The 23,113-nt window shown below is 65.7% G+C and carries 27 protein-coding genes and 1 pseudogene; 13 read left to right on the top strand and 15 right to left on the bottom strand.

From position 1 onward, the window contains the following. Positions 1–255: 255 nt before the first annotated feature. Complete coding sequence (locus RM788_RS32485; RefSeq protein ID WP_315922206.1) at positions 256–1,863, top strand: hypothetical protein; 1,608 nt, start codon at positions 256–258, stop codon at positions 1,861–1,863. Positions 1,864–2,013: 150 nt separating this feature from the next. Here RM788_RS32485 and RM788_RS32490 read toward each other — a convergent pair whose 3' ends face one another. Next, entirely contained in the window at positions 2,014–2,604 is a 591-nt protein-coding gene (locus RM788_RS32490) for a hypothetical protein (protein WP_315922208.1), read from the bottom strand. 573 nt (positions 2,605–3,177) lie between these two features. Next, positions 3,178–3,561: a winged helix-turn-helix domain-containing protein gene (locus RM788_RS32495; RefSeq protein ID WP_315922210.1), complete on the bottom strand. Its 384-nt coding sequence runs from the start codon at positions 3,559–3,561 to the stop codon at positions 3,178–3,180. 495 nt (positions 3,562–4,056) lie between these two features. Here RM788_RS32495 and RM788_RS32500 point away from each other — a divergent pair, with 495 nt between their 5' ends. The 4 genes from RM788_RS32500 to RM788_RS32515 all read left to right on the top strand — a co-directional run bounded on the left by RM788_RS32500 (position 4,057) and on the right by RM788_RS32515 (position 7,440). Then, on the top strand, positions 4,057–5,151 hold the full coding sequence (locus RM788_RS32500; protein ID WP_315922212.1) for a hypothetical protein: 1,095 nt from the start codon (positions 4,057–4,059) through the stop codon (positions 5,149–5,151). A gap of 143 nt (positions 5,152–5,294) precedes the next feature. Next, a complete protein-coding gene (locus RM788_RS32505) occupies positions 5,295–6,512 on the top strand; it encodes a recombinase family protein (RefSeq protein WP_315922214.1) in 1,218 nt (405 codons plus the stop codon). Further along, the gene (locus RM788_RS32510) at positions 6,509–6,940 is read left to right on the top strand and encodes a hypothetical protein (protein WP_315922216.1); all 432 of its coding nucleotides are present in this window, start codon (positions 6,509–6,511) and stop codon (positions 6,938–6,940) included. Before RM788_RS32505 ends, RM788_RS32510 begins: the two co-directional genes overlap by 4 nt. A gap of 83 nt (positions 6,941–7,023) precedes the next feature. Beyond that, positions 7,024–7,440: an STAS domain-containing protein gene (locus RM788_RS32515; protein WP_315922218.1), complete on the top strand. Its 417-nt coding sequence runs from the start codon at positions 7,024–7,026 to the stop codon at positions 7,438–7,440. 392 nt (positions 7,441–7,832) lie between these two features. Here the strand turns inward: RM788_RS32515 and RM788_RS32520 are convergent, their stop codons facing one another. Both RM788_RS32520 and RM788_RS32525 read right to left on the bottom strand, forming a co-directional pair. After that, the gene (locus RM788_RS32520) at positions 7,833–8,084 is read right to left on the bottom strand and encodes a hypothetical protein (protein WP_315922220.1); all 252 of its coding nucleotides are present in this window, start codon (positions 8,082–8,084) and stop codon (positions 7,833–7,835) included. Between the two features lie 364 nt (positions 8,085–8,448). Beyond that, on the bottom strand, positions 8,449–8,970 hold the full coding sequence (locus RM788_RS32525; RefSeq protein WP_315922222.1) for a hypothetical protein: 522 nt from the start codon (positions 8,968–8,970) through the stop codon (positions 8,449–8,451). Between the two features lie 181 nt (positions 8,971–9,151). On the opposite strand from RM788_RS32525, the gene RM788_RS32530 reads away from it, so the two are divergent. After that, positions 9,152–10,816 (top strand): IS4 family transposase, encoded by a 1,665-nt coding sequence (locus tag RM788_RS32530; RefSeq protein WP_315922224.1) that lies wholly within the window; start codon positions 9,152–9,154, stop codon positions 10,814–10,816. Between the two features lie 218 nt (positions 10,817–11,034). Continuing rightward, a pseudogene (locus tag RM788_RS32535) lies at positions 11,035–11,151 on the top strand (IS5/IS1182 family transposase); the annotation flags it as partial. Positions 11,152–11,160: 9 nt separating this feature from the next. Here the strand turns inward: RM788_RS32535 and RM788_RS32540 are convergent. Further along, positions 11,161–11,547, bottom strand: a complete 387-nt coding sequence (locus RM788_RS32540) for a hypothetical protein (RefSeq protein WP_315922226.1) — start codon at positions 11,545–11,547, stop codon at positions 11,161–11,163. Positions 11,548–12,276: 729 nt separating this feature from the next. Here RM788_RS32540 and RM788_RS32545 point away from each other — a divergent pair. Then, on the top strand, positions 12,277–13,275 hold the full coding sequence (locus RM788_RS32545) for a hypothetical protein (protein WP_315922228.1): 999 nt from the start codon (positions 12,277–12,279) through the stop codon (positions 13,273–13,275). Positions 13,276–14,020: 745 nt separating this feature from the next. Here RM788_RS32545 and RM788_RS32550 read toward each other — a convergent pair. The 4 genes from RM788_RS32550 to RM788_RS32565 all read right to left on the bottom strand — a co-directional run bounded on the left by RM788_RS32550 (position 14,021) and on the right by RM788_RS32565 (position 16,205). Beyond that, the gene (locus tag RM788_RS32550; protein WP_315922229.1) at positions 14,021–14,314 is read right to left on the bottom strand and encodes a hypothetical protein; all 294 of its coding nucleotides are present in this window, start codon (positions 14,312–14,314) and stop codon (positions 14,021–14,023) included. 546 nt (positions 14,315–14,860) lie between these two features. Beyond that, entirely contained in the window at positions 14,861–15,247 is a 387-nt protein-coding gene (locus RM788_RS32555; protein WP_315922232.1) for a hypothetical protein, read from the bottom strand. A 95-nt stretch (positions 15,248–15,342) separates the two neighbouring features. Then, on the bottom strand, positions 15,343–15,777 hold the full coding sequence (locus tag RM788_RS32560; protein WP_315922234.1) for a hypothetical protein: 435 nt from the start codon (positions 15,775–15,777) through the stop codon (positions 15,343–15,345). A 23-nt stretch (positions 15,778–15,800) separates the two neighbouring features. Next, the gene (locus RM788_RS32565; RefSeq protein WP_315922236.1) at positions 15,801–16,205 is read right to left on the bottom strand and encodes a hypothetical protein; all 405 of its coding nucleotides are present in this window, start codon (positions 16,203–16,205) and stop codon (positions 15,801–15,803) included. Here RM788_RS32565 and RM788_RS32570 point away from each other — a divergent pair. Beyond that, on the top strand, positions 16,197–16,373 hold the full coding sequence (locus tag RM788_RS32570; protein ID WP_315922237.1) for a hypothetical protein: 177 nt from the start codon (positions 16,197–16,199) through the stop codon (positions 16,371–16,373). The genes RM788_RS32565 and RM788_RS32570 overlap by 9 nt on opposite strands. A 64-nt stretch (positions 16,374–16,437) precedes the next feature. Here RM788_RS32570 and RM788_RS53070 read toward each other — a convergent pair whose 3' ends face one another. The 3 genes from RM788_RS53070 to RM788_RS32580 form a co-directional block, all read right to left on the bottom strand. Next, the gene (locus RM788_RS53070; protein WP_399345168.1) at positions 16,438–16,728 is read right to left on the bottom strand and encodes an abortive infection family protein; all 291 of its coding nucleotides are present in this window, start codon (positions 16,726–16,728) and stop codon (positions 16,438–16,440) included. Further along, positions 16,704–17,282 carry a hypothetical protein gene (locus tag RM788_RS32575; protein WP_315922239.1) on the bottom strand — a complete coding sequence of 193 codons (579 nt, stop codon included), beginning with the start codon at positions 17,280–17,282 and terminating at the stop codon, positions 16,704–16,706. Before RM788_RS32575 ends, RM788_RS53070 begins: the two co-directional genes overlap by 25 nt. A gap of 492 nt (positions 17,283–17,774) precedes the next feature. Continuing rightward, positions 17,775–18,281 (bottom strand): hypothetical protein, encoded by a 507-nt coding sequence (locus tag RM788_RS32580; RefSeq protein WP_315922241.1) that lies wholly within the window; start codon positions 18,279–18,281, stop codon positions 17,775–17,777. A gap of 568 nt (positions 18,282–18,849) precedes the next feature. Here RM788_RS32580 and RM788_RS32585 point away from each other — a divergent pair. Next, positions 18,850–19,302 carry a hypothetical protein gene (locus RM788_RS32585; RefSeq protein ID WP_315922243.1) on the top strand — a complete coding sequence of 151 codons (453 nt, stop codon included), beginning with the start codon at positions 18,850–18,852 and terminating at the stop codon, positions 19,300–19,302. 347 nt (positions 19,303–19,649) lie between these two features. On the opposite strand, the gene RM788_RS32590 is transcribed toward RM788_RS32585, so the two are convergent. The 3 genes from RM788_RS32590 to RM788_RS32600 form a co-directional block, all read right to left on the bottom strand. After that, entirely contained in the window at positions 19,650–19,910 is a 261-nt protein-coding gene (locus RM788_RS32590; protein ID WP_315922245.1) for a hypothetical protein, read from the bottom strand. A 122-nt stretch (positions 19,911–20,032) separates the two neighbouring features. Continuing rightward, a complete protein-coding gene (locus RM788_RS32595) occupies positions 20,033–20,317 on the bottom strand; it encodes a hypothetical protein (RefSeq protein ID WP_315922247.1) in 285 nt (94 codons plus the stop codon). A 4-nt stretch (positions 20,318–20,321) separates the two neighbouring features. Continuing rightward, positions 20,322–20,678 carry a hypothetical protein gene (locus tag RM788_RS32600; RefSeq protein WP_315922249.1) on the bottom strand — a complete coding sequence of 119 codons (357 nt, stop codon included), beginning with the start codon at positions 20,676–20,678 and terminating at the stop codon, positions 20,322–20,324. Positions 20,679–20,838: 160 nt separating this feature from the next. Between RM788_RS32600 and RM788_RS32605 the strand changes: the two genes are divergently transcribed. The 3 genes from RM788_RS32605 to RM788_RS32615 all read left to right on the top strand — a co-directional run bounded on the left by RM788_RS32605 (position 20,839) and on the right by RM788_RS32615 (position 23,052). Continuing rightward, positions 20,839–21,555: a hypothetical protein gene (locus RM788_RS32605; protein ID WP_315922251.1), complete on the top strand. Its 717-nt coding sequence runs from the start codon at positions 20,839–20,841 to the stop codon at positions 21,553–21,555. 244 nt (positions 21,556–21,799) lie between these two features. Beyond that, the gene (locus RM788_RS32610) at positions 21,800–22,453 is read left to right on the top strand and encodes a hypothetical protein (protein WP_315922253.1); all 654 of its coding nucleotides are present in this window, start codon (positions 21,800–21,802) and stop codon (positions 22,451–22,453) included. Between the two features lie 362 nt (positions 22,454–22,815). Continuing rightward, complete coding sequence (locus RM788_RS32615) at positions 22,816–23,052, top strand: CHC2 zinc finger domain-containing protein (protein WP_315922255.1); 237 nt, start codon at positions 22,816–22,818, stop codon at positions 23,050–23,052. Positions 23,053–23,113: the final 61 nt, after the last annotated feature.

The raw sequence follows: 23,113 nt of genomic DNA on the forward strand, positions 1-23,113 counted from the left end.
GTCCATTCGCGCTGGGGCGACGAGTTCGGGTCCATTGTTGCGTGGGTTGTTGACCGCGCTGGAGACCTCGTAGGGCTCCAGCGGGGTTGCGGCATGCTGTTGATCAGCGCCTGTACGTCGTCGGGTTCGGCGAGGGTCGGGTCAAGCCAGGTGGAGGCGTTCCCTGGGACGGGCTCCCCATGCGGGTCAGATCCCGCCCGCTCTCGGGCGGCCTACAAGGTGTCCACGCCGACCTTTGCAGGCACGATGGCGCTTATGGCGATCACTGACGAGCAGACTGTCGCTCGGTTTGTGCTTCGTGCACGCCGAGTGAAGGCCCATTCCCTGGTGCAGGATCACGGGAACCTCGCCGAACGGCTGAAGGAGAAGCTGACATTCAGGTTGACCGTCGACGGCTCCGGAACCGTCAGCCGCTCGTTGCCCGCGGATGAAGAGATCTTCGAGTCGTTGGCCGCGCGCGTGCGTCCGCTGACCTTGGCCAGTGAGCCGATCTACTACGAGAAGGTCATCGAGGCGCTTGAGCGATTGTTGGCCGCCGCACCTGAAGTGACCACTGAGCAGCGTGAGAGGCTCGACGAGTTGCGGGCGGGGTGGATTGCCACCGTGTCGGGGAGGCAGGTCCAGGCGTACGCGATGCAGTCGGTGAACCTGGATGGCACCGGCGCAACCGGCCTGGTGTCCGACACGCAGTTGGCCTTCGGGTGGATGTACGCCGACCTGGTCCACGCCGATCCCAAGTCGGAGAAAAAGGATGCCCTGGGCTTCTCGCTGCGCGAACGTTACGCCGCCGCGGTAAGCGTCTTCTCCCGACTGGCAGCGCTCACCGTGGAGACATTGCGGTTGGTCAAGGAACTGCACGACGACGGCGTGGTGGTGGTCGACGAGCAGATGTGGACAACCGACGTCGTCGTAGCTGCGTCCGAGATCACCTACGAGGGGGTCATCTACACCGCCGCCGAGGGCACGGACATGCCCGACCTGGAAGCCCCGTTCGGACAGCCGGACGGGCCGTGGACACAGCTCACCGTCGCCGATCAGTTGCGCACCGACCCCGCCAAGCGGGTCCGCGTCGAACTTGCCGCGACCGACGGGACGACCCTGGCGGCCTACGACGCCGCCGTGGTCCACAGCGAGCGTGACAACGACATTCTGCACTGGCATGTTCTGGTCGGCGACAGCCTCGTTGTCCGCGTCCAGTTCCATGTCGAGAACGAGACCCTTGTACCGCAGTCGATAGACGCGGTCGCGGCTGGCGAAGCCCACCGAACCCGCTTGGCCGTGGCAGTCTTCTTGATCAACCTGGAGCAGGCGGGCACCCTGGCCTTCCACCTACCGAACGAGGAATACCTGCGGTACACCTTGAAGGAACCGAATGTCGACGCGCTGCAGAAGATGCGGTTCACCGCCGAACTGCTTGAAGATCTCGTCGGCTTGGAACAGCTCACCGGTCAGCCGGTCGGGCCGTTCATTCGTCCGCTCAATCTCTGGGAACGGGTGCGGCTGCGACAGGCTTTCCTGCTCTGGCAGGGCAAAGCCGTCCAGTGGGATCGCGACATGCCCGAAATGGTGTCACCGCAAGGAGTCATCCCTCACGGAATGACGAGTGATTCGAGGTCTGTCGAGATTGCTGGCGCCCCGGTGACGATGCCGGAAGTCATGGTCTGGCACCCGGAAGCGGCCTGGCACGAACACGGATCAGTCCCCGACTCGGGACCTGACGCACGCGCGTTCACCGCGACCATCCCCGACGGCGCACGGTGGCTGGCCTTCTCCCCGTCGGCACGACCAGCCGAAGATGACGCTCCAACCGAAGGCGAGCCTTGGGGCCTCACCGGCATCGACCAGGACACCTGCTCGTTCTGACCTCGTTGTGACACTGAGGCAACCACTTCGGCGCTTGGCCACCGAGGGCAGGACCCGTGCCAACGGAGGGCAGCTCCGGTGACCGTCGACGCCGTGTCGTCAGACTGTCTGGACTCAGACCGCGATCTACCGCTCCGTCGGGGTTCGTGATCAGGTCTCGTCCTCGTGGCCGTGCCACGGGTCGACGTGTAGGTCAAGCCCGGTCGCGCGGAGTTGGCCGCACCCGGTACACCGGGTGGCGAGCGTGCCCAGCGGCGGATGATGAAGCTCCGGCCGATCGGGGTAGCGCTCCGCGAGCAGTGCACGCCATGCACTCGGCGCTACGGTCACGATCCGCGCTCCGCGTCGATGCCGGTCAGGAACCCGCGAGGCGAGACCCGCCTGACACAGGGCCCGATCCAGCAACATCATGCACTCGTGCCACTGCTGATCCCCACCGTGGGGGACGCGGCTTGCGGCGGCCAACGCCCACAGCGCCCGTCGCGCCTCCCACGCCGCGGGAGCGGCCCGATTGTCCAGCACGTCCTCCAGAGCCATCCCGCGCACCACGTCAGTGGTGAACCCCAGGGAGCGGTCCAACAGGACCTCGGCCGCGGCGGCGGCCAAGAACCGCACACCGGGGCGTGTGGCGACCGTGACCAGCGCGAGGAACACGCACTCGATGACCGTCTCCTCGTAGAAGTGGGCGTATCCGTGGTCGGGCCCGTCCTCGGGCACCTGGTAGTCGACCAACGCCTGCATGCGCTCGGCGGGCGGCAGTGGGCTGCTTTTTCGGCATCGCTTGTGCTTTCCCGGACATCCCGCGCCTGTCCGCGACACGTGCGGACGAGAGACACGGGCCCCGAGGAGACCTTGACCGGTAAGCCGTGCCGGGCGCGGGCCGGGCGGGCATCGGTGGGCGGCGTGCGCGTCCAGCCGCAATGCGCACACTCTAACCGGGCGTCGTGTCCGATGAAGCAGCCGTACCTGCCGGCACCTCGTTGCGCGTCGTGGGCAGGCACTCCCAAGGGTGATCGGTTCCCGTTGGGCGGGGATCGGTACCGCGTCAGGCATGCAAGGCCGGTCGAACCCGGTTCCCGTGTCCGTTCGTAGTATCGGTCGGCGGTGCAGTTCGGTACTCGATACTCCCCGCCGGGAACCGAGACGGTACTGGCCAGGGTCGCGATCGACGTGAGCCCTGAAAACAGGCACTTTCCGGACCGCTCGATACCTGCCGTGCCGAATCGTGCGAGGACCGCGCGCAGTGGCGGTCGCACGTCGATCACAGCGGTTCTACCTGGTACCGCGTTGCCCAGTACCGGCCGAACAAGCGGTTCAGGCCTTGTCTTTGGCTTCGAGTCGGGCCACGCGCTCCGCAAGGTCTTCCACCACGCGGGTCAGCTTGGTGAGAGCTGTCCGGATCTCCGGGTACTCCCGTCCGTCACGGGTCGCCGGTTCGTGAGGAAGCGCGATCACGTAGACCGCCTTGCCGGGTTGGCCTTCGACGAGTCCGGCAGAGCTCAGTTCCCTGATCGCTGAGCGAACCACGGTGGCGGAAGCCTGGTACTGCCGGGTGAGCGCACTGGTCGAGGGCAGTGCGTCGCCGACCTTGAGCGTGCCGCTGACCATCTGGGACATCAGGTCGTCAGCTACCTGGAGGTATCTGGCCTGCGCGCTCCTGGCCAACGTCGAACTCCCCGCTTTCTCGGTCCGCCTCACAGACGGCGTGAAGCCTCCAGCTTAGGGGGTGCTTTCCGACCAGCGAAAACACCGAGATCCATGCCTTGCTTGTGTTCTATGTGGTTAAGGTGAGTAAGGTTGTGGCGTGATCAGAACAGGGAACCTCGGTCCCGAGATGGGATATGCAGTACCCACGGGCCTACCGGATCCCGGACGTCGACGACATGCCATCAGTTCGCCCCCCGTGACCATCCGCTGCGCGATCAGCGACGGTCGGTTGTCCCGGTAGGCGCCGCGTACCTGTCGGAGCGGATGGTCGACACGGTGTTGTCGGCCATCCGGTACCGGTGACGCGCCGATCTAACTCTCCACCGCATCGCCCCGCCCCGGCCGTCGACAACAGACCCACTGCCACTTCGGCGAGGCAACGGCTCCATCAGACCTCCCCAACGAGGGAGCTGCGGTACCGGCCTGCGGACGGACGGTACTTCCAAGATCACCACATCAGTACCGATGAGAGGACACCGAAGAACCGTGGCGCGGCCACAGGACACTGCAGACGGCGCGCAGATTCGACGCAAGGCGCTGGTGATCAACTACCTGGTGTGGGCCGTCGCGGTCATCGTCATGGTGGTATCCGCTACGACCACGGCGAACCTGATGGTCCAACACCACAACTCCTACGCCCAAGGACTGGCCCTGGGCCTCGCGGTGGATGCCAGCATCGCCGTGTCGTTGATCGGGGACCAGCTTCTGCAGCAGAGCGGACGACGATCCGGCTGGGGTACCGCCCTGCGGTGGATCACCGCGATGATGTCGCTGCTGCTCAACTGCGCCCAATCCTTCCAGGACGGTGACGCGCTCGGCGTCGCCCTGCACGCGATCCCGGTGGTACTACTGACCAGTCTCACCGAGGCGGCACAGGACTACCAGCTGATGCTCGGCCGGAACTCCTCCCAACCGGACCCGGCCGGGTTGCAGACGCATGGCTCGCATGGCTCGGAACCGGTGGCCGACGACGTCCACTCCCTCACCTCTTTCGGCGGCCAGGGTGCCTGCCCGGTAACGGCGAACGCGTCCACCGGTACCGACCTCGAGTACTCGAACCGAGAGGGAACCCGGCCGTCGATGGTCAGTACCGCGCTCGCGGAGATGCTCACCGAACGCGGTCCCGACCCTTCCGAACTGTGGACACCAAAACTCTGGGACCAAGCCGTGGACTGCGCCGTGCGGTACCGGGAAGACACGGGCCGTCCTGTTCGCGTCGACGACATCCAAGAACTCGGCATCGGCCGGAATCGGGCGTTGAGACTGCGCCAGGACGTCCTGGCCCATCTGGAGCGAGCCGCGGCGCATGCCGGGACGGAGTCCCCGCCCTCGACCGACGACCTCGTCCTTGCGCCGCTCGAACTCGTCATCCGGCACCGCGACGACACACTGGCCCGACTGCGGGTGACTCCCGACCCCGACGACACCGAAACCCTACGGCGTCACCTGATTGCCGCGATCGACGACAACGTCGATATCGACACGCACCCTGTCCGGATCGAAGACTACGCATTGGACATCCACCGCGCCGATCAAACGTCCCTGGCACTGCTCAGTTTCACCGCGTCCGGAGCCCGATAGTCATACCCGAGAACAGATCTCCTGATTCGACCGCTCACTGCACCGCAAATTTGTTGCGCGGCAACAGATGAGCCGAGTGCGACTGACCACACCCCACTCTCCTCGACGATCGCCCCACCGAACTTCCAACCCACGGGAATGCCATGCCTTCACCATTCGGGCCTCCCATCGACCTCACCGATCTGCCGAACTTCCAGCAGGCGGACATGCGTCCCCGCTGCTCGGTCTTCGTCGGTCGGGTCTCCACCAAGGACAACCAGAACCCCGCCTCATCCCTCCCACGTCAAGTGGCCCTCGCCGCCGAACGTCTGGACGCGAACGAGGAGTTCGCCGCGTACTTCTGGGACGTGGAAAGCGGAATGCTTCTGCCGCAACTACGAAGCCTTGGTTCGCAAGAGATGTACGACGCGCTCGCTGTCCCGATCCCTCGCCACGGTGGACTCCAAGACTTGGTGGACCGAGCTGAGGGTTTGGGCGTCACACACGTTTTGGCGGAGCGATCCGACCGTGTGGCACGCGCCATGCTGACCAGCCTCACCGTGGAGCACGAACTGGAACGGATCGGGGTGGAGGTGGTGTACGCCAACGAACCGATCGGTGGCACCGAGTCCGGCAGGCTGCGCACCCGCCGGTACGGCCAGGTCGACGCGGAGGTCTACAAGACGACCCTGATGGAGATGTCGACGGGTGGGCAGATCCAGCACGCGATCAACGGCTGGAACCACGGTTACCCGCCCTACCCCTACACCACGGAGATCGACTTGACCGCCCCGACACGGGAGAAGGGACGGTTCGGCGCGGTTCGCCCCAAGCGCAAGCTCGTCCCGCACCTCGATCCACGACGGTTCGACGCAGCGCGTGAACTGTGCCGCCTGCGACGGGAGGAACACCTGAAGACCGCGGACATCATCACGATCCTGGCCTCAGAGCCCGACCGGTATCTGATCGAGGACAGGTGGACACACAGCCTGGTGGATGGTCTGATCGCGAACCCCAAGTTGACCGGTCACCAGGTGTACAACCGCAAGGCCACCCGCACCGGCCGCGACGGACACTCCCGGCTCAACCCGGTCTCGAAGTGGGTGTGGTCGCCGGAGATCGCGCACGAGGCGGTGATCAGCGTGCAGGAGTGGAAACAGGCCCAAGAGGTCACCGCAGCGCTGCGCGCAGGGGCAGAGGGAAGCGGTCCACTGCTGCGCATCCGCGCAGCCGCTCGCCGCCTGGGGCTTACCGTCGCCGCGATCAGCCACAACGGAACGCACACGCTGTACCGGATCGGAGATCGGCAGGTGGCCTTGCCTGCTCCCATCCCGGACATGGTCGTGCAACAGGTCATCGACGACATGGAGAGTGCGACGTGAGCGAGACCATCCGCTGCCTGGCCACCAGACGTGGGCGGACCTGGGTGGTGCGTATTCCCGAGCACGGGGTGTACGGGCACGGAAGGACGCTGAAAGCAGCACACGAGAACACCAGACAGGGACTCGACCTCGTCGGGGTGACCGCGGAGATCGTGATCACTGCGATGACGCCGGAACTGGAGAAGCTGCGTTCCCTCGAGAGCGCCTACGCGACGGCCTTGAGTGAGGCGGTGGCTGCCCTTGCACTACGACGGACAACGTTGCGTGACATCGCCCTGGCAACAAGAGTGCCGACCACGCGAGTGAAACAGCTCCTTGCCGACCGTTCGACAGCCCCCTGCCTCCTGCAGATTCCTGCTGAGGCCCATCGTCAGCGGCCAGATAGCGACAGGCTGGCGAAGCCGGGCCCTGACCTGACTGGCCGGTAGCGACTAGGGTCGTGCCCGGTCGAAATGACCGCCGGGACAAGCGCAGGGCTCACCTTCGGTCACGGAAGATCAGGAGCGGATCCATGAGCGGTGATCGTTCATCGGCGCTGGCCTCGACGCAGGTGGACCTCGTGCAGGGCGTGCCGGTTCTGCGGGTGATCGGTGAGATCGACATGACCACCAGCGAGATGATCCGAGGAACGCTGCTGACCTGCCTGGACACCGCCGCATCGACACTGGTGTTGGACTTGAACGAGGTGACGTTCCTGGCCTCCAGTGGCCTGGCACTGATCAGTGAGGCGCTTGGATACGCCGACCAGCGAGACATCGCTTTCGTCGTCGTGGCCGGCGACCGGAGTTTTCTGCGGCTTCTTCAGACCACGAGTCTGGACGAGTTGCTGACCATTTATTCAGGCTTGGACCCCGCCATCGCGGCGCTACACGACATGGTGGCGACCACCTCACCGTTGGCAACGGGCGTGCCGAGAACGGTTGAATGAGTGAGCCGATGATCGAATAGCCGGGCGCGCTCAGCACGGGTGATGCCATGCGTATATGCCCGGTGAGCTTCATTTTGCCATGTGAGACTACCCAGGAACCGGAAACCCGGTGGCAGGCAGTGTGGCTGGATGCCACCGGGCAGGCCGAGCCTACCGGTCGGCCACACGGCGGTTGGCGCAGTTGATCGCCCGATCATCACGTTGGCGCGGCCGTGTTGTTCGGCGATGCATCGAGAGCGTCTACGCCGTATTCCTGGTCTGTCCGATCTGTGGGTCGCGGCCGGTGCGGTCGCCGCACCCCGTGTCGCACGTAGTACCCGCACCGGGGATGAGCGCAAGTCTGTGACCATCGATACTCGTTCACGGGACGCGGTGTTTCAGAGGTGTGAGAGCTACCTCACCGACGCTGCATCGGCCTTGTGTTCAAGTCCGCTGTCGCCGGGCGTCATATGCTCCTCGGGATCTGTCCGGGCTCCGGCCAGCGCCAGGGCGATCAACGCACAGCCCCCGGCCACCCACCACGCCCACTCCATCGCGTCGATCACGGCCACCACGGCATTGGTCGCCGCGGCCAGCGCCAGTGCCAGCAACGAGCACGCGAACACCGCATCCGCGCCGTCGGTCGTCGTGGTCCGTACTTCCATTACGCCCCCAGTCCCGTCACCGTCAGTATCAGTCGAACGGGCGAGCTGGTTACACGAAGCGAAATATCGGGCCGTAGAACGACAATGCGCCGGGCCTGTGGGGGAGGCTCCGACGCTCAGTAGGTTTATCGGCACCCGGAACCGTATACTTGACCGATCCGGGCCGTCTTCACCTGGTTGGAGTATCCATCAGGTTTCCCCGTGTCGTGGTGCAGCCACCTTGATCCCTGTCGGCACTGATCGACTTGGCCAAAACTACGGGTTCTCATGATCGTTTCCACGCGGCCGGAGAACCTGCGGCCTGAGACGTGGCGGGCTGGAGGTGGCCCGAGTGGTGGAAGGGAGGCCGGTTGCATCGTGGTGGTCATCGGTTGGCCGCGGCACTCTCCGCGATCGCTGGCCACCCTGAGCGAAGGGGTTCCCAATCGTTCAGGTGGGGATCGAGCAGCAGCCGGACCGCCGTGCCACGTCGTTGTTCGTGTTCTGCGATGTAGCTTGCGGTGAAAGGGATTCCGACGTAGGCGAGGCCGGCGCCGTCGGACCATGTGGGGTCTTCGATGGTGCCGTCCGGCCGGGCGCACCAGGCGTGTTCGTAGAGCAGCCCATGAGGGCCGAGGGCATAGCCCTCGACGTAAATCAGGTGATACGCCCTGCTGTGTCGTGTGGCGTTGGCGTAGCAGTGGCGTTCGTCGCCGCGCTCCCGGTGAGCCGGGAAGGGGGCGGGGGAGTACCAGTGCCCGCGGTGCAGCAACAGTTGTTCCATGCAGCTGTAGGCCCAGTCGGGGTGGGCACGGCGCATGGGGTGGATGTCGGCGACGGCCCACAGCAGCGCGGCCAGGTGCGCTTGATCGCCATCGAAGGCGCGGTCCGGGATCTGCTCGTCCACCAGATCATCATGCCGCAATGAGCTTGGCCGACGGGACTTCACCCAAGGCCAGGTAGTTAAGGTTATTCGAGCCTGGTCAAGAGGGTGAGTTTGATCGTTTAGCACACCGTTCGTGCCGAGGGTGAAGACGAGCCGGGTGCGGCCTCGGGCCAACAGGATCTGGTAGATCGGACGATTGCCGATGTCCGTCCGAGTCAGCGAGGTCCCGTTGCACGGCCAGCCCGCCGTCACCGTTCTCACACGTTCTCTCACGGTCGCCGGTGGTGTCTTCGCGCCAGGCCATCTCGGAGAGTTGACGCGAGTGGTCCCGTTCGAGCTCGTCGACGCGGTCCTGGAGGAGACCCGCCACGTGCAGCGTCGACTTCGGGACCTGCCCTCGCGGGTCGGTGTCTACTTCCTGTTGGCGATGTGCCTGTTTCCGGAGGTCGGCTACCGACTGGTCTGGCAGAAGCTGACCGGAGGACTGGCGGGTCTTCCGGTGGTCGAGCCGTCCGCGAAAGCCTTGCGGGACCTGCGTCGAAGACTCGGCGGCGCCCCGATGCGCCGCTTGTTCGAGGTGCTGGCCGGGCCGCTGGCCCAACCTCGAACCCCCGGTGCCCGGTTCGGGGTCTACCGCACGGTCTCCTTCGACGGCTGCAGCTCGATCAAGGTCCCCGACACCGCCCGCAACCGGGCCTGGCTCGATTCACCGGGCAACGGCGGCTACCCCCTGGTGGAACTGATGACACTCGTGGAGACCGGCACGAGAGCGCTGATCGGCGCGGTGTTCGGCCCCACCCGCGAGGGCGAGACCGACTACGCCAGGCGGCTGCTGCACCTTCTCACCCCGGACATGTTGGTGTTGTGGGACAAGGGTTTCGACAGCAACGCCTTCCTCAGTGAGGTGCACGGCACCGGCGCGCGGATCCTGGGGCGACTGCGCAACAACCGGCGCACGCCCGTCCTGGTCCGTCTCGCAGACGGCTCCTACCTGTCGACGATCGGCTCCCTCCGGGTGCGGATCATCGACGCGCGGATCACCGTGACCGTGGCCGGTGGGACCACCTTCACCGCAACCTACCGGCTGGTCACGACCCTGACCGACGCACGCCGCCACCCTGCCGCCACCCTGGTCGCCCTCTACCACCAACGGTGGGAACACGAATCGGCGTACTACGCCCTGCGGCACACGATCACCGCCGGACGCGTCCTACGCTCGGGCGACCGGGCCGGGCTCGAGCAGGAGATGTGGTCCCTGCTCACGCTCTACCAACTCCTGCGCACCGTCATGGTCGACGCCGCGGAATCCCGGCCCGGCACCGATCCCGACCGCTGCGGATTCACCATCGCCTTGCACACCGCCCGCGACCAAGTCATCCAAGCGGCCGGCATCGCCTTCGACGACACCGAAGCAACCGGGGTCATCACGCGGAAGATACTGGCCGCGCTCCTTCCGCCACGCCGCCCACGTGTGAGCACCCGCAAGGTCAGATCCCCGATCTCCCGCTACAGCGAACGCCGCGACGACGGCAGACCCGACCAAAGCCGCACCGTCACCGCACTCGACATCGGCGTCCTGGAACCCCCGGACGCACAGCCCGCGCTGCCCACCGCCTCCCGGGACGACCGCAACATCACCCCCACCGAGCGTCGCAGGCATCGGATTCTGTTGCTGCTACAGGAAGATTCCACCCGTCTCTGGCGACCCCGCGACATCGCGATCCACTTCGGCGACATCACCCTCGACACCATGTACAGACAGCTCTCCCGATGGGCCGACAGCGGGCTCATCCACAAGATGGGCCCTGGTCTCTACGCCGCAACAACGTGGTCACCCACACCCTTGCAGGAGAACGGAAATCCTTAACTACCCGGCCTTGGGTCAAGTCCCGAGTCGCGTTCTCGCACGGCCTGTCAGGAAGATCAAGACACGGGCATGGTCGAAGTTGGAGGTCGGGCACCGCAACCGACGGATCGACGTGAGTGGCCGTGCCGCCGCGTCACGTTCGCTCCGTAGCCCATCGTTGTCGGGCAAGGCAACGGTGCGGGATCTGTTGCGTGAGGTGGCTGCGCGGCGACCCATCCGCCTGGACGTTCGACTACCGCCGTCTGGCTACCCGATACGAACGGCACGGCAACAACTTCTGTGCATTTCTTACTCTGGCCGCAGCGCTGATCTGCTTCAAGAAACTGCTCACGTGAGACGTCCTCTTAGGTAGTCAGCGCAGCGAACGCCTTTGCGACCGCTGCCTCGTGGCCAATAGTGTCGTGGGGGCGCAGCAGGATCCGCACATTCTGGATGTGGACGGTGGTGTAGCTGGTCGGGTCGGCCTGGCCGTCATGGACGAACATCACGTCGCCGGGGCGTAGGACTTGGGTGCGTTCGTCGTCGGAGGCCACCGCAAGCAGCTCGTCCACCACCTCCAGGACGTGCGGGCCGCGGTCCCAGCTCAGGGAGAACCCTCCGGAGATGGTTTCCCAAAATCGGAAGTTCTTGGCACCTTCGAGGATTCCCGGCGCGCCGGTGTCGAACAGAGCGGACATCAGCCGTCCCAGTACTTCGAAGTGGTGGGCGGTGCCACGCGGTTCAAGAATCACGCGGACCACCATCACTGCTCAGTCGGGGGATCGGCTGTTCGACGCGCCGAGAGGTCCACTGGCTGGTGTCGAGGACCGCTCGACCAGGTGAACAGTCGTGACTGCCTCCATCGTGTGGGCAGAGGCTCCTATCGTCGGTAGCCATGACGCACAGGGAGAACGCTGCAGGTGTGGTGGGGTCGCAACGGGAAGCCTGACCATGCTTTCCCCGGCATCGGGGCCACTAGGTCGAAACCGGCCAATCGGACCGCCTTGGTGGGCGTGTAGCGCTCATACGCCACATCCTCGACGAGGCGATCGGATGCGAGCATGCCAAGAAGGCAAGGTCGCCCACGCGCCGGTAGCCGATTCCGCGCCCACCGCGCTCCCTCTCGCACCCGTCGGTCCGGGGTCTCGAGGAAATGCTACAAATCCTGAGACTGCTGATGGTGGCATCACGCCGAAACAGCAAGCCTGCAAGATCAACATGTCCAATTCTGGTATCGGCATTCAAACCCCTTTCAGCGGCCATGCCCCAAGCCTGGCCAACCCAACATCACACCGAACTCCACAAGTTCGACTAGTAGGGGTTGCATACCTCGACAGAGGTGAATCTCTGCTCGATCGAGTGGTCTGCCAGTAATTGACCAGTCATAACGTACGCATCGGTGGATCATCGCCCGGTTGTCAACGCGGCCGGGCGGCATCACCACACTCCATTTCGGTCGCCGCCCGAGGAGGACCTCCGCCGTGACCCAGATCGGTATCGTCACCCTGGACGCGCGCATCGTCGTCAAGGAGATCCTCGCCGTGCTCCGGCACGTGCCCGACTTCCGTGGCGAACAGCACCTGTGGATCGCCAACACCCGCGAATGGCCCGGCAAGGTCATCCCCTCCACCGACGACCACATCGACGCCGCCGTGCTCACCCTCATCAGCCGCGCCGAGTGGCCCCGCACCGAGATTCGCGACCTCACCAGGCTTCTGACCAGGTTCTACCAAGCAGGCTGGTGCAACGACGCGATCGTGCACCTGCTCGACCGCGACCCCGACGGTACCCGCGTCCCACCCTTCAACGACGGCAAGACCAAGCACGACTCCGGCCTGCTGCCCTACTTCCGCCGCCGCCTCAACAAGTGGCGCGACACCGAACTCCACAGCGGCCACGACGACGACTATGTGCCCCCCACACCAGTACGGCGCGCGGTGAATTTCGCCGACTGGGCCCACCGGATGCACGCCGTCCACGGCGCACAGCTCGTCGGCGACCCCACCCGCCCCCGCCCCACACCCAACCCACCGCCCAGCACCCGACGCCACCGGTACGACAACTACTCCGACCAGGTCAACCCCTACGGAACACGACGAGTGACCGCCCTGGAGATGCTCGCCGTGACCAGACTGCTCCAACAAGACGCACGCAGCCGCGGCGGCCCCACCCCCATCCCCGTGGCGCCGTCCGAATGGCCCGCCGACACCAGCCACCGCCTCCCACCAGGCAACATGCTCGTCCTGCTTCGCGACCGCGCCGTCCACCACGCGCTACGCCAGTTCTTCGGCGCCACCGACCGCGACCACTGGCACACCCGAGCCCTGCGCACCGCCATCACCCGCGCCAAGAACTCCGGATTGGTCGGCCGGCCCATCACCTACCCCGAGGTCGCCGAACTCGCCGCCACCATCACCAAACCCGACGGCACCCCAGTACCCCATACCACCCTGACCTTCATCCTTGACCGCGCGCGCTGACCAGTACAAACATCACCGCACCGACATGGCACGCGGGACTCGGGCGCAGAACGGCATCAGGCAGGCGGCGATCCGTGGGTAGGTGCTCGGGTAGTTGGTCGTCGGTCAGCAGGCGGTAGAGCAGCGTCGTGCTGGCGGAGCCGATCGAGTTGCCTTGGCGGCCACCGCGCAGTACGAGGACACCGACGACCTGGCCTCAAAAGCATCAGTGACTCTTGCCGACGTCCCTGGGCATCCGACCTCTACCGGCGGTGATGGTGCCTGCCCCTTGTAGATCGTGAACTCGATCGGCTCGCGGGGATACGTAGTCCGCTCGGTGAACGTAACCGCCCCGTCTGGGTGCTCGTGTTGCTCCTTCGCCACGACCCTGCCATCCGAGTACGTGTTCAACTTCAGCACCACGATTCCGCATCGCCCGCCCAGCCGGTGCGCTGCACAGCGTTTGCGGAGGGCTGGGCGGCCCGTCGCGGCGCCGCTGCAACCGGCCGAAACCTGGCCGTCGCCCGCTCCCAGACCGATCTTTGCCAGCGAGCCAAGCCGCATACATCTGACCCTGATCCGACTGTGTGCCCATAGAAGTCGCTTCTGTGTAGACAAAGTTGTGAGAATCGGACCAGGTGAGTGGAGGTGAGTACGGTGCCTGCGGTCTTTCAGTACCCGCTCGGACAGACCGCAGTCGGCAGTGGCTGGCCGCCGAACGACCCGCCGACGGGTCGCGCCACGAGCTCATCTCGGCAGGGTGCAGCTATCTGAGTGGGTTGTTTTCCCTCTGAGCAAGACGTTCGATGAACGTCTCGAAGATCGATCGGGGCGGGGTTTTGCCGGCTGGGTGGATCTCGATGCCGCCGCTGTCGTTGAGGACGATGTGTCGTCCGGGGAAGGCTCCTTGGGCGGTGGGGATGTCGCGCTCGTCAAACTTGCCGGAGAAGACCAGGACGCCGTCGTAGAGTTCGGCTTTTTCGGTGCCGCTGGGCCAGCGGTATTGCCAGGCGTCGATGTCAAATGGTTGGTCTGGGGCGGGTAGGTCGGGGCCGCTCATGGGGTCGTCTTCTCCTGATGTGGCGTGCGGACGCGTGCTGATAGGTAGGGTGCCCAGTTTCGCTGGGCGGCGCTCGCACTCCGAACTGGTCACGATAAGCCCGGTCCCGCGCCGTCAAACGCGCGCGCCGCACCGGTTGCCCCGGTGCCGCCGGCCCTGGGGCGGTGTGGCGGCTCATGCTCGACCGACTTGCCCGCACGGCACTCCGCGCACGCATCCAGTGCCCACAGGCAACGTCTACGGCGAAAATCCTACAGGTATCGGCCCGTCAGGCCCGGTACGGTCCGCCGGTATACGGCGGTTCCTCGCACAACTTAGCGATGCGCTGCGATGATCACCTGGGTAACGCGACGGCACAGACCAGATCTCCCCACTGCGGAGCATCCTCGAACTTCCCGATGAGCACCTCTTGGGGAAACAGCTGTTGGTGCACCCTGCACAGACCCGGCCGCGTCGACCGAGGACCGTCGGCTCGGCGTGCTCCTGGACTCGCCCCAGCGTCAGGCCTATACCTGCGGTGCTCCTTCGTCATTCATGGTCAGGCCGCTACGCCGGCACGCTACGCAGATCCATGCCGTCCGGCAGCGGTTCGTCCTCGTCGGCCTGGAAGGGCGGCAACTTCAGTCGCAACGTGTAGTAGGCGTCGCGGACGTAGCGCAACCGGCCCTTGTGTTTGCCGATGTTGACCAGGCCGGCAATCGCGTTCTGGGTGGGTGCCCCGGCCCAACGGCCGGTCTTGATGGTGTTCAGGGTCTTCGCGCGGTGTGCCTGGCGGATCTTGTCGAGGACGGCGTGGAGTTCCTCGTCGCCGATGGCTTGCGGCCGGTTGGCGATGGCGACGGCTTCCTGAATGGCCTTGCCGAGCGACACCTCGTCGGCGGCATGGCGCAGGAACAGTTCGGCGAACTGGTACGCGAGCAGTTGGTCGGACACGGGCGGCTCCCGGAGCGAGGCGGCGATACGGATGCGCGGCAGATGTGGTCGGGGCATGGCGGTGAGTGGTAGGTGCGTCTCGCCGTCATGCCCGGTCACAAGGTGGACACGGTGGTGTTGTTGTGGCCGCAGGGGCCGAAGAACCGGCACTCGATCAACATGCGTGGATCCAGGCTGCGCGCCTGCGGCTCGACCTGGTCCAGAAGTGTGGCGAGGCGCTCCAGCTCGTCCTCGCTGATCGGCACGACGTGGTAGGCATGCCAGTGCTCGGGGCACCCCTGCTCGTTGCCGGCGAGCTCGACATTGATCTCCAACCACCCCTCGCCGTCGGGGACCACACGGCAGGTCAGCGGACAGGGCGTGGCATCACCTACCTGGTTGATCTCCGCACCGCCGTAGCTGGCCGGGTAGGTCCAGTACACCTCATGGTCGCGGGGATAACCGTCCTCGACAAGATAATGCTCGTCGATCTCCCACCCGCGTTCCATCAGCAGGTCGTGCAGGGGGTCGAGCCGGGCGGGTTCGAGCACCGTCTGACCCCGTAGCCGCATGTTCATGTCTGTTCGTCGGCGTGCTCGACGGCGGACTTGACGATCACCTCGACGGCGACCACCGTGTGGGTGACCCAGGCATCGCGCATGGCCTGCACACGGTGCTGGCCGTTGGTGAACGCCAGCGTGCGGCCAGTGCCGCCTATGGTGCTGATGATCGGCGAGATCGTGCGCTGCCACTGCGGCAAAGTTGGCGGACTTGAGCTCAGGTCAGGGCGGCGAGTCGGCGTGGGCTCAGGCGATGGCCTCGGGGAACGTCTGACGCTTCTCGTGGTCGGCCAGTGCCGGTAGATGCTCGCGAGACCTGGGCTCTGGTCCTTGCGCTTGTCGGCGGGGAGGATCGGGTCCGGGCGGATGTCCTCTATGGACTCGCCGTTCGCGCGGTGACGCAGCACGGTGTGCAGCATGTCGTCGGTGATGACGAGTGGGCGTTCGCCGTGGGTTCCCTTGTGGGCGGCGGCGTTGAGGCCTTCGAGGGGGCTGCACGGATGTTCTCGCTGCTGCTGGGCCGCTACTCGTTTCCGCTGCGTGGCGATCCGCGCTCACCGCATGACCTCTGCACCTTCGACTCATGACTGAGTACGAGGGCGGGATCTCGTGGCAGTGGCCGCCTGACCAGAGGTGTCCTGCGGGCGGCCATCACTGCTCGGTCTGGGTCCTACGATCGTGGAGTGTGTCGAGCATGAATCCGGACCAGGCGATCGCACTGCGCATGGCCAGACGGCCGTACCGCAGATCCAACCCCACCGGCAGCTCGGCCGGGCCATGGTCGGCGCCCGCCCTGTTGCGCAGTTCTCCGATCGAGTTCACGACGCTGTGCAGTTTTTGCAGCAGGGCGGCGACCTCCTTGTCGTAGCCGGCGACCGAGTTCCGATCGACGCCGAGGACCTGTGCGGCTTGGTTCGTCAGCGCGGTGAAGGTTCGCTCGATTCGATCTCGGCACCGTTCTCGATGATCACGCGCTTGGCCACGACCTCCATCAGGGTTTTCGCCTTGCTGATCGCGGTACTGGCATCGACGGGAAGCGCGGCTTCGGCGCGGCCGAGTTCGCGGCGCAACGACGAGGTATCGAGCAAGGCCAGGTCCGCGGTCTCCCGTACCTCGCCGATCGCTGACGTGATGTCTCCGCTGTCGCGGTCGGCGATCCTGGTGTCCAGCAAATCCAGGACTTCCTGGGCACGAGACTTGAAGAACACGGTGCGCTTGCGGTGCGCGCCCGGCCCGTAGTGCTCGGTCTTGGCGGCCGCCAACGCCTCGGCGATCCGGGGCCACGGGAACGGTTCACGGATGCCCGTGCGTTGAAGGATCGTGCCGAGCCGCGAGTGGTCGCGACGATAGCGCGCCGGATCCGGTTTGGCGTCGGTTTGGGAAGCCGTGGTGCCCGCGATCAGTGAGTCGCGCCGTGCGAGCACCAACTCCTTGGCTCGCTCCAGGTCCACCGGAGCCTCGTCGTCGGATACGAAATCGTCATCGTCGGAGAACATCGAGCGAGCATCCCACTGGAACAGCGTCGGATACCGGGTATCAGCCGTTCGGGAAGACCGTGGTCACCGACGTCGCGCAGCGGGATCGCGGGATTCCTGCCAGCGGGCCAACGCCGCCGGGGGACTGCCGCACCTGACCGGCCAGCGAGGCGACACTGGTGTGGCCGGAGCAGGCCAAGCAGCAGAGTGGAGGTGTTCGCGCCGTCCTGGACAGCGTGGGTGCTCGCATACCTGGTCAACAGGCTGAGTTGCCCGGCGAAGAGTTTGCCTGAGGAAAGGTGGACGCCGAAGTCCGTAGGACGCGGCGCACATGCCTTTGGAACGGGCGTTCCATCGCTGCTACGTCTCGCGAGCGGCGGTACTGGTCGCTCTGTGCGACCTCGACGGGCCAGGGCAGGGGAAGGACGGTCGCGCCACTCAGCTGGCTGCTGTCGAGCAGTACGAGTTGCGATCGGTGCACCTGACGGTCGAACCTCTCCCGCTCCGGGTCGGTCACGACCTCGGTCGAATCACGGTGCAGAAAGCACATCTGCTTGAGAAAACGCTCTTTGAGCGCTTCGGCGGTTCCGTCCTTGCCCACGAATAGTCCGAACCGTCGAGATCGAACCCCTGCACGTAGACGGCATCTTCGCCAAGCAACTCCCACACGTTCCATGGTCTCGGCTGGCTCGCGGAGAGTGTGTTACGGCAACGGTTCCCGGCACTTCTCTTGGCGACGCAACGCGCGTCGAACACGTACTGGTGTGGATACACGCGCAGGACATCGTCGATCAGCACGAGGTTGAGTACAGGCATCACCTCGATGATGACCAGCAGCGCGTCCGCGTCCCATCGCAACTGACCGGCCGCCACCCTCGCCCCCGGCGACTCGGCGACTTCGGCGATGGTGGTTCGATTCGCGTGTGCGAGCGTGGCCAGCCGGGCTTCCCAGGGCTTGCGCTCTGGCAGACCCGGTCCGGTCTCCGTCGACCGGAACCGCATGAGTGCCTGCGCCCGCAACGCATCAGCGTCGCGGCCGATGGCTCGACGAGCTGGTCCATGGGACACCCGTCGCGGGACGTGCGCCTCGGCCTCTCAGGTGGGTCCGGCCACTGGGACACAGCAGAGCGGAACCGTCTGCCAACGGTGACCATCGAGACTCGCGTGGAAGCCCTCGCCGTGTCCGGACCTAGACATTCACCGTGCTATCACGACAATTTCCTCTGCGGCACGATATCGATGGCAATGATATCCCGCGTGTGCGTGCTGCACATCATGAACATGATGTGCAGCACGCATCCAACCGATTAGAAGAAAATTGTTCGCTGCCCTCGTCATGTGCACAGATTTTCGAGAACATATCGTCTACATGCAGGTCAAGACCTCTATCGAGTGATGTTCCGATCAATGTCGATGTCGCGCGTCGAGGGATTTCCTCACCACTGCGTCGGCGGGCTAGTATCCACCCCCACTACTGGTTTAGACCTGATCTCCGAAGAGGTTTCCTGTGCGGCGGAAATTTCCCATCGACATATTTTCCGAACTCTTGTCGGAGGTGGCCCGTCAACGTCGCGGGGCGACCGGGGCCGTGACCGAGACCTCAGCCCTGCTGCGCGTCCATGCCCAGGTCATCGCCGAAGCCCTCACCCAGGCCCCCCTGGAACAACGCCCGCGGGTTACCCCCGCCATCATAGTTGTGATCAGCGAGAGCTCCTATCTGTTATCCCAGGTCCTGGCGGTGGCCGCCCGCGTGCGCGACGGTCACACCGTCTTCGATTACGGGGCGCGCGAGATCGCGGACCTGGTGCGCGCCCACGCCTACTACCCGGACGATGACGAGTTGTTACACGACCGGCTCGCGACCGTGGAACAGGCTGTGGCCGATGGGGTGTTTTCACCGACGGACGGGGCACCCTCCCGAGACTCGATCCGTCGCCGGTTGCGGTGCGGCAAGAACCGCTCCCGCCACGTTAGCGACGCCTACTGCCGGCTCATCCTGCGCATTGCGCCCCCCTTGACTCGCTGGGCGGCGAATCTGTGACACGCCCGCTCACCCAACCGGATGGGCAGGCTGGTCGGTCCGGACTCGGGTTGCTGTCGTCCAGGACGGGTCACTGCTGGTAGACCGGGTCGCGCGCCTGGACCAGTTTCTCAGGTGCCCAGACTGCGCCGGATCAAGCCCGGCGGTTGACTCCGCGGTCCGCGATGACGAAGGCAGCGTGAGCCTTCTGCCCTCGAACAGCTCCTCCGGGTCACGCCCACTGGTGTGCTTCGGCGGTCACGGCGGTCACGGCGGTCACGGCGGTAACGGCGGTAACGGCGGCCGCCAGTGCGCCGCTGGAGACCCTCGCCGCGATCGGGACGACGACCTTTCCGGTGGCCAGTTGCTCACCGGTTCCGGGGGTGGAGTCCGCGCATCAAGGCACGTGCCATGTCGTACTGATCAGGGGTGAGTTCCGCGCCGGCCGCAAAACCTCGGTCCACGAGACCGAACGCCGTCAGAGCCTCACCAACCCAGCGCAGCGGACGCTCGCGCGCGTCAGCGTGGTAGGCGAACTGCGCGTCGGATACGCACCTGGCCTGCACCGGACCGAGCCTGTAGTCGATCTGGGAGTCGGTGCCGCTATAAAGCGGCGTCACGTACGCCACCGGTCCCGCCAGGACCCTGGAATGTGGCCGGTCTCCTTCCCCGGAAAGCCGGATGAACGCCCCCGGTTCACCCGATCAAGCTACGTCGGCAGCAAGCGTGGACGCGCGAGCAAACGCACGGGTCAGCGCGGGCTCCGTAGCATTGCCACGAGCTCGACCTGCTCGAAGTCGGTATCGATGACGATGTCGTAGCCGCGCTTCACCGCCTCGACAGCGCATCGGCGGCAGCCCCGCAGCTCGAAGAACATGTTGCCGCCGATACCGGCCCTGCCGCTGCGCAGCCCGTTGCACAGCACCGTCATGTCGACCGGGTTGAACAAGTGCACCGACGCCCCGCCGGGTGCGGTAACGAGAATCAGTTCGGGGCGGCCGGGAGCACCGGGCGCGGTGTGCTCGGTCAGCGCCATGCGCCTACCCAACCCGTTTCATATCGTGTTCCCTGCGGGCACGGTCGTTCGCGGCTTGGTCGACCAGCACCGAGATCTGCACCTTCCAGTTGTCGACGAAGCCCTCATAGATGATGTGGCCAACGTAGACAAAGCTATCCGAGGGCGTATGGATCAGGTTCAGCGCCACCGCCCACCGGGCTAACGCCGCTGAGGCGGCCGACGGCGAATTCTTGTCTTTCGGTGAGCCCCACACCACCACCCTGCTGGTCGCTGTCGAAACACTCCAGAACATCCCGACATCGACCAGGCCATGGGCTTCGGCAAAGTCTTTCGCCCATGCCCTGACGCCGTTATTGATGGCATTACTCAACGACTGCATCGCACTCCTCCATCCGCCCGCGCGGTGCGAGCTGTGACAGGAGTGTGCCAACGACGTTCACGCCACGATCGGGCGACAGGCCGCATCTCCCCGAAAGGGTGATGTCTGACAAGAAAGCTCAAGTGTTGATCTTGAAAGAGGACGTGCCAAGCCTGCTGATATGGGCATTCCGGCCTTGGCGAAACAGTCAAGCGGTTGCTTCGAGTATCGGGGATTGCTGGTCTGCGTCATGCTCGTCGACGTGACTTCCGGTGTAGTTGAGCCTCGCGTCCTGCTGATTGATCTGGAGAACAGTGTCGGTGCGGTACGGCCGCGCCGGCGTGTTCTCCTCGCCCGCGTCGAGGCGCTGCTGGCCGCGGCCGGGCCGGTGCACCATGCTGTCGCCGGCTACGCCGGGGCGGACCTGGCCGACGATCCGACAGCTTCGACACTGGCCGAGTTGGGAGTGTCCGCGCTGCGGGTGGCGCCGGCACCGGACGCTGCTGAGGAGGCGCTGCTCGCGCATGCTGGTCGTGTGTACGCCTCGCTCGGTTGCCGGGCCTTCGTCGTCGCCTCGGGCGATCGGCGCTTCACCCAGTTGGCCCGGCTCGGGCGGCTGGAGTTGGTGGCCTGGGACGGCCAGTCGGTCGCCGCGCGCTTGGAAGACGCGGCCCATCTGGTGCGGCGTGTTCCCCGGCCGACCAGCGGCACCGCCGATGGAGGAGAGACGGTTGAGCCAAGCATGTTCGACGTGGCCGAGACGGGTGGGATCGAGGTGACACCGGTGCGACCGACCGTGCGCGGTGACGACGTCCGCACGATGGTGACCGCGGTGCTGGCCGGAGTCGGTGTCGGCCTCGGGCAGCGCTTGGCCGACGTGCTGCTGCGGCGGCTGTAGAACGCGGCGTGGCCCGACGGGGAAGTCCGCTGGGGCCACGGGCCGGAACGTGCTGATCTGGACGACAGGGTCCTCTTGAGGTAAAGGCTTCGGGCAGGTGGATCGGGGTCGTTCGTGATCACAGCGTCGTCCCGTCGACCCGCCGCACAGCCTGGGAAGCCCAGCTCTCGCCGACCCTTGCGCCGATATCGACGAGCGCACCGGCCGCTACGACAAGGCCGGGATCGAGGTCTGCTGGGTCGGTATGGCCGACCGGCTGTCCTGGATGGGTGTCGTGCTCTCCCCCCAGGTCCGTGGCTCCGACAAGCAAGCAGGGCCGTGGACGGTGGTGGACGGCGTTGCCGGGTTCGACTACCGCGAGAGCTCCTGGCGAGTCACCACCGCGTCGTTGTCCGAGGTCTTGGGCTGGGTGCTGCGCGGCCGGATCGACTTCCGCCAAGTCCTGCCGCGCTACAAGCGGGTCGTGCTCGCAGACGGCCAAGGCTCTGTCCGACGCTCCTGGATTTGGACCAGCGCTCGTAGCGTCGACGTGCGCGGCCGTCGCGAGCGGATGCGGCAACGTCAGGATGTGTGGAAACGCGAGCAAGCCAAACGGGAACACGAGGCCGAACTCTTGCGCGCCCCGAAGGAGGCCGAGCAGGATCAGTCACAGCAGGCCGAAGCCGAGCACCAGCGCCAAGGCGATCGAGGCCGACTACTCCAGCAAGCGCCGCGAAGCCGAGAACCGAGCGCGGCGGAAGCGGGACGAAGCCGCCTCGCAGTAGGAGGTAGCCGAGTACCAGACCGCGACCATGTGGTGGCAGCAGGCCTTCACCGCCCAGAACGACGAACTCCTCGCCGCGGTGGCCGATCCGGTGGCAAAAAACAGGCAACCGGCTGGAGTTCGATGAGAACGTGACCCGTGACTACACCCACGGCGAGCGATCTTCCAGGAAGGCTGGTCGCTACCGCGACCGCCAGGGGAGCTGTACGGGGTTGTCCGTCCCAGCCCGACCTCCTGGCACCGGCTCCCGCAGGAAATGCCGGTCTTCGCGCGCAACACCCACGAGGCCGCAGCGCTCATCACGACCCGCGCGATCGCACCGGACCACGTCGTCCACTTCGACCTGCCACCCACGAACAGCTGTCGCTGATCTAGGAAGACCCGAGCCAACGCGGCAAGGATGTTGACCAGCTTGTTCACACTGCCTGAGTCGCTGTGGCCTCGCGAGCCCCGGACCGGCCACAGCAATTGTCGGCGCGGGCAACTACGGTCCGGGCATGCCCACCACGGCCCTGGCAGCCACCGAACCACCCGACCCCCGGCGGATCGTCGAGGTCGTAGGCCGGCACACGACGCTCCGGCCGCTCGGCGAGACCCAGTTGCAGGGTTTGTGCCCTTTCTGCGGCTCTACGGCGTTCCGCGTGCGGCCGGACGTGGGCATCTTCCTCTGTTGGCGGTGTGGAGACGGCGGTGACGCCGCCATGTTCACCGCCAGGATCGACAACCGCCGGTAGACGCGTCACCGATGCCGCCGCATCGAGTACGTCGAGCTGCGGGTGCGGGTTGGTCACGTCG

The sequence above is a fragment of the Umezawaea sp. Da 62-37 genome (assembly GCF_032460545.1).
Taxonomy (GTDB): domain Bacteria; phylum Actinomycetota; class Actinomycetes; order Mycobacteriales; family Pseudonocardiaceae; genus Umezawaea.

What these genes read in the sequence shown, in the direction of transcription:
- RM788_RS32600 (WP_315922249.1), bottom strand. Translation starts at nt 20,678, where the DNA reads ATGCAGTCGTTGAGTAATGCCATCAATAACGGCGTCAGGGCATGGGCG.
- RM788_RS32520 (WP_315922220.1), bottom strand. Translation starts at nt 8,084, where the DNA reads ATGGAAGTACGGACCACGACGACCGACGGCGCGGATGCGGTGTTCGCG.
- RM788_RS32575 (WP_315922239.1), bottom strand. Translation starts at nt 17,282, where the DNA reads ATGTTCTCCGACGATGACGATTTCGTATCCGACGACGAGGCTCCGGTG.
- RM788_RS32530 (WP_315922224.1), top strand. Translation starts at nt 9,152, where the DNA reads ATGTCCGTCCGAGTCAGCGAGGTCCCGTTGCACGGCCAGCCCGCCGTC.
- RM788_RS32485 (WP_315922206.1), top strand. Translation starts at nt 256, where the DNA reads ATGGCGATCACTGACGAGCAGACTGTCGCTCGGTTTGTGCTTCGTGCA.
- RM788_RS32565 (WP_315922236.1), bottom strand. Translation starts at nt 16,205, where the DNA reads ATGCTGCACACCGTGCTGCGTCACCGCGCGAACGGCGAGTCCATAGAG.
- RM788_RS32610 (WP_315922253.1), top strand. Translation starts at nt 21,800, where the DNA reads ATGGCCGACCGGCTGTCCTGGATGGGTGTCGTGCTCTCCCCCCAGGTC.
- RM788_RS32615 (WP_315922255.1), top strand. Translation starts at nt 22,816, where the DNA reads ATGCCCACCACGGCCCTGGCAGCCACCGAACCACCCGACCCCCGGCGG.
- RM788_RS32515 (WP_315922218.1), top strand. Translation starts at nt 7,024, where the DNA reads ATGAGCGGTGATCGTTCATCGGCGCTGGCCTCGACGCAGGTGGACCTC.
- RM788_RS32550 (WP_315922229.1), bottom strand. Translation starts at nt 14,314, where the DNA reads ATGAGCGGCCCCGACCTACCCGCCCCAGACCAACCATTTGACATCGAC.
- RM788_RS32595 (WP_315922247.1), bottom strand. Translation starts at nt 20,317, where the DNA reads ATGGCGCTGACCGAGCACACCGCGCCCGGTGCTCCCGGCCGCCCCGAA.
- RM788_RS32605 (WP_315922251.1), top strand. Translation starts at nt 20,839, where the DNA reads ATGGGCATTCCGGCCTTGGCGAAACAGTCAAGCGGTTGCTTCGAGTAT.
- RM788_RS32490 (WP_315922208.1), bottom strand. Translation starts at nt 2,604, where the DNA reads ATGCAGGCGTTGGTCGACTACCAGGTGCCCGAGGACGGGCCCGACCAC.
- RM788_RS32505 (WP_315922214.1), top strand. Translation starts at nt 5,295, where the DNA reads ATGCCTTCACCATTCGGGCCTCCCATCGACCTCACCGATCTGCCGAAC.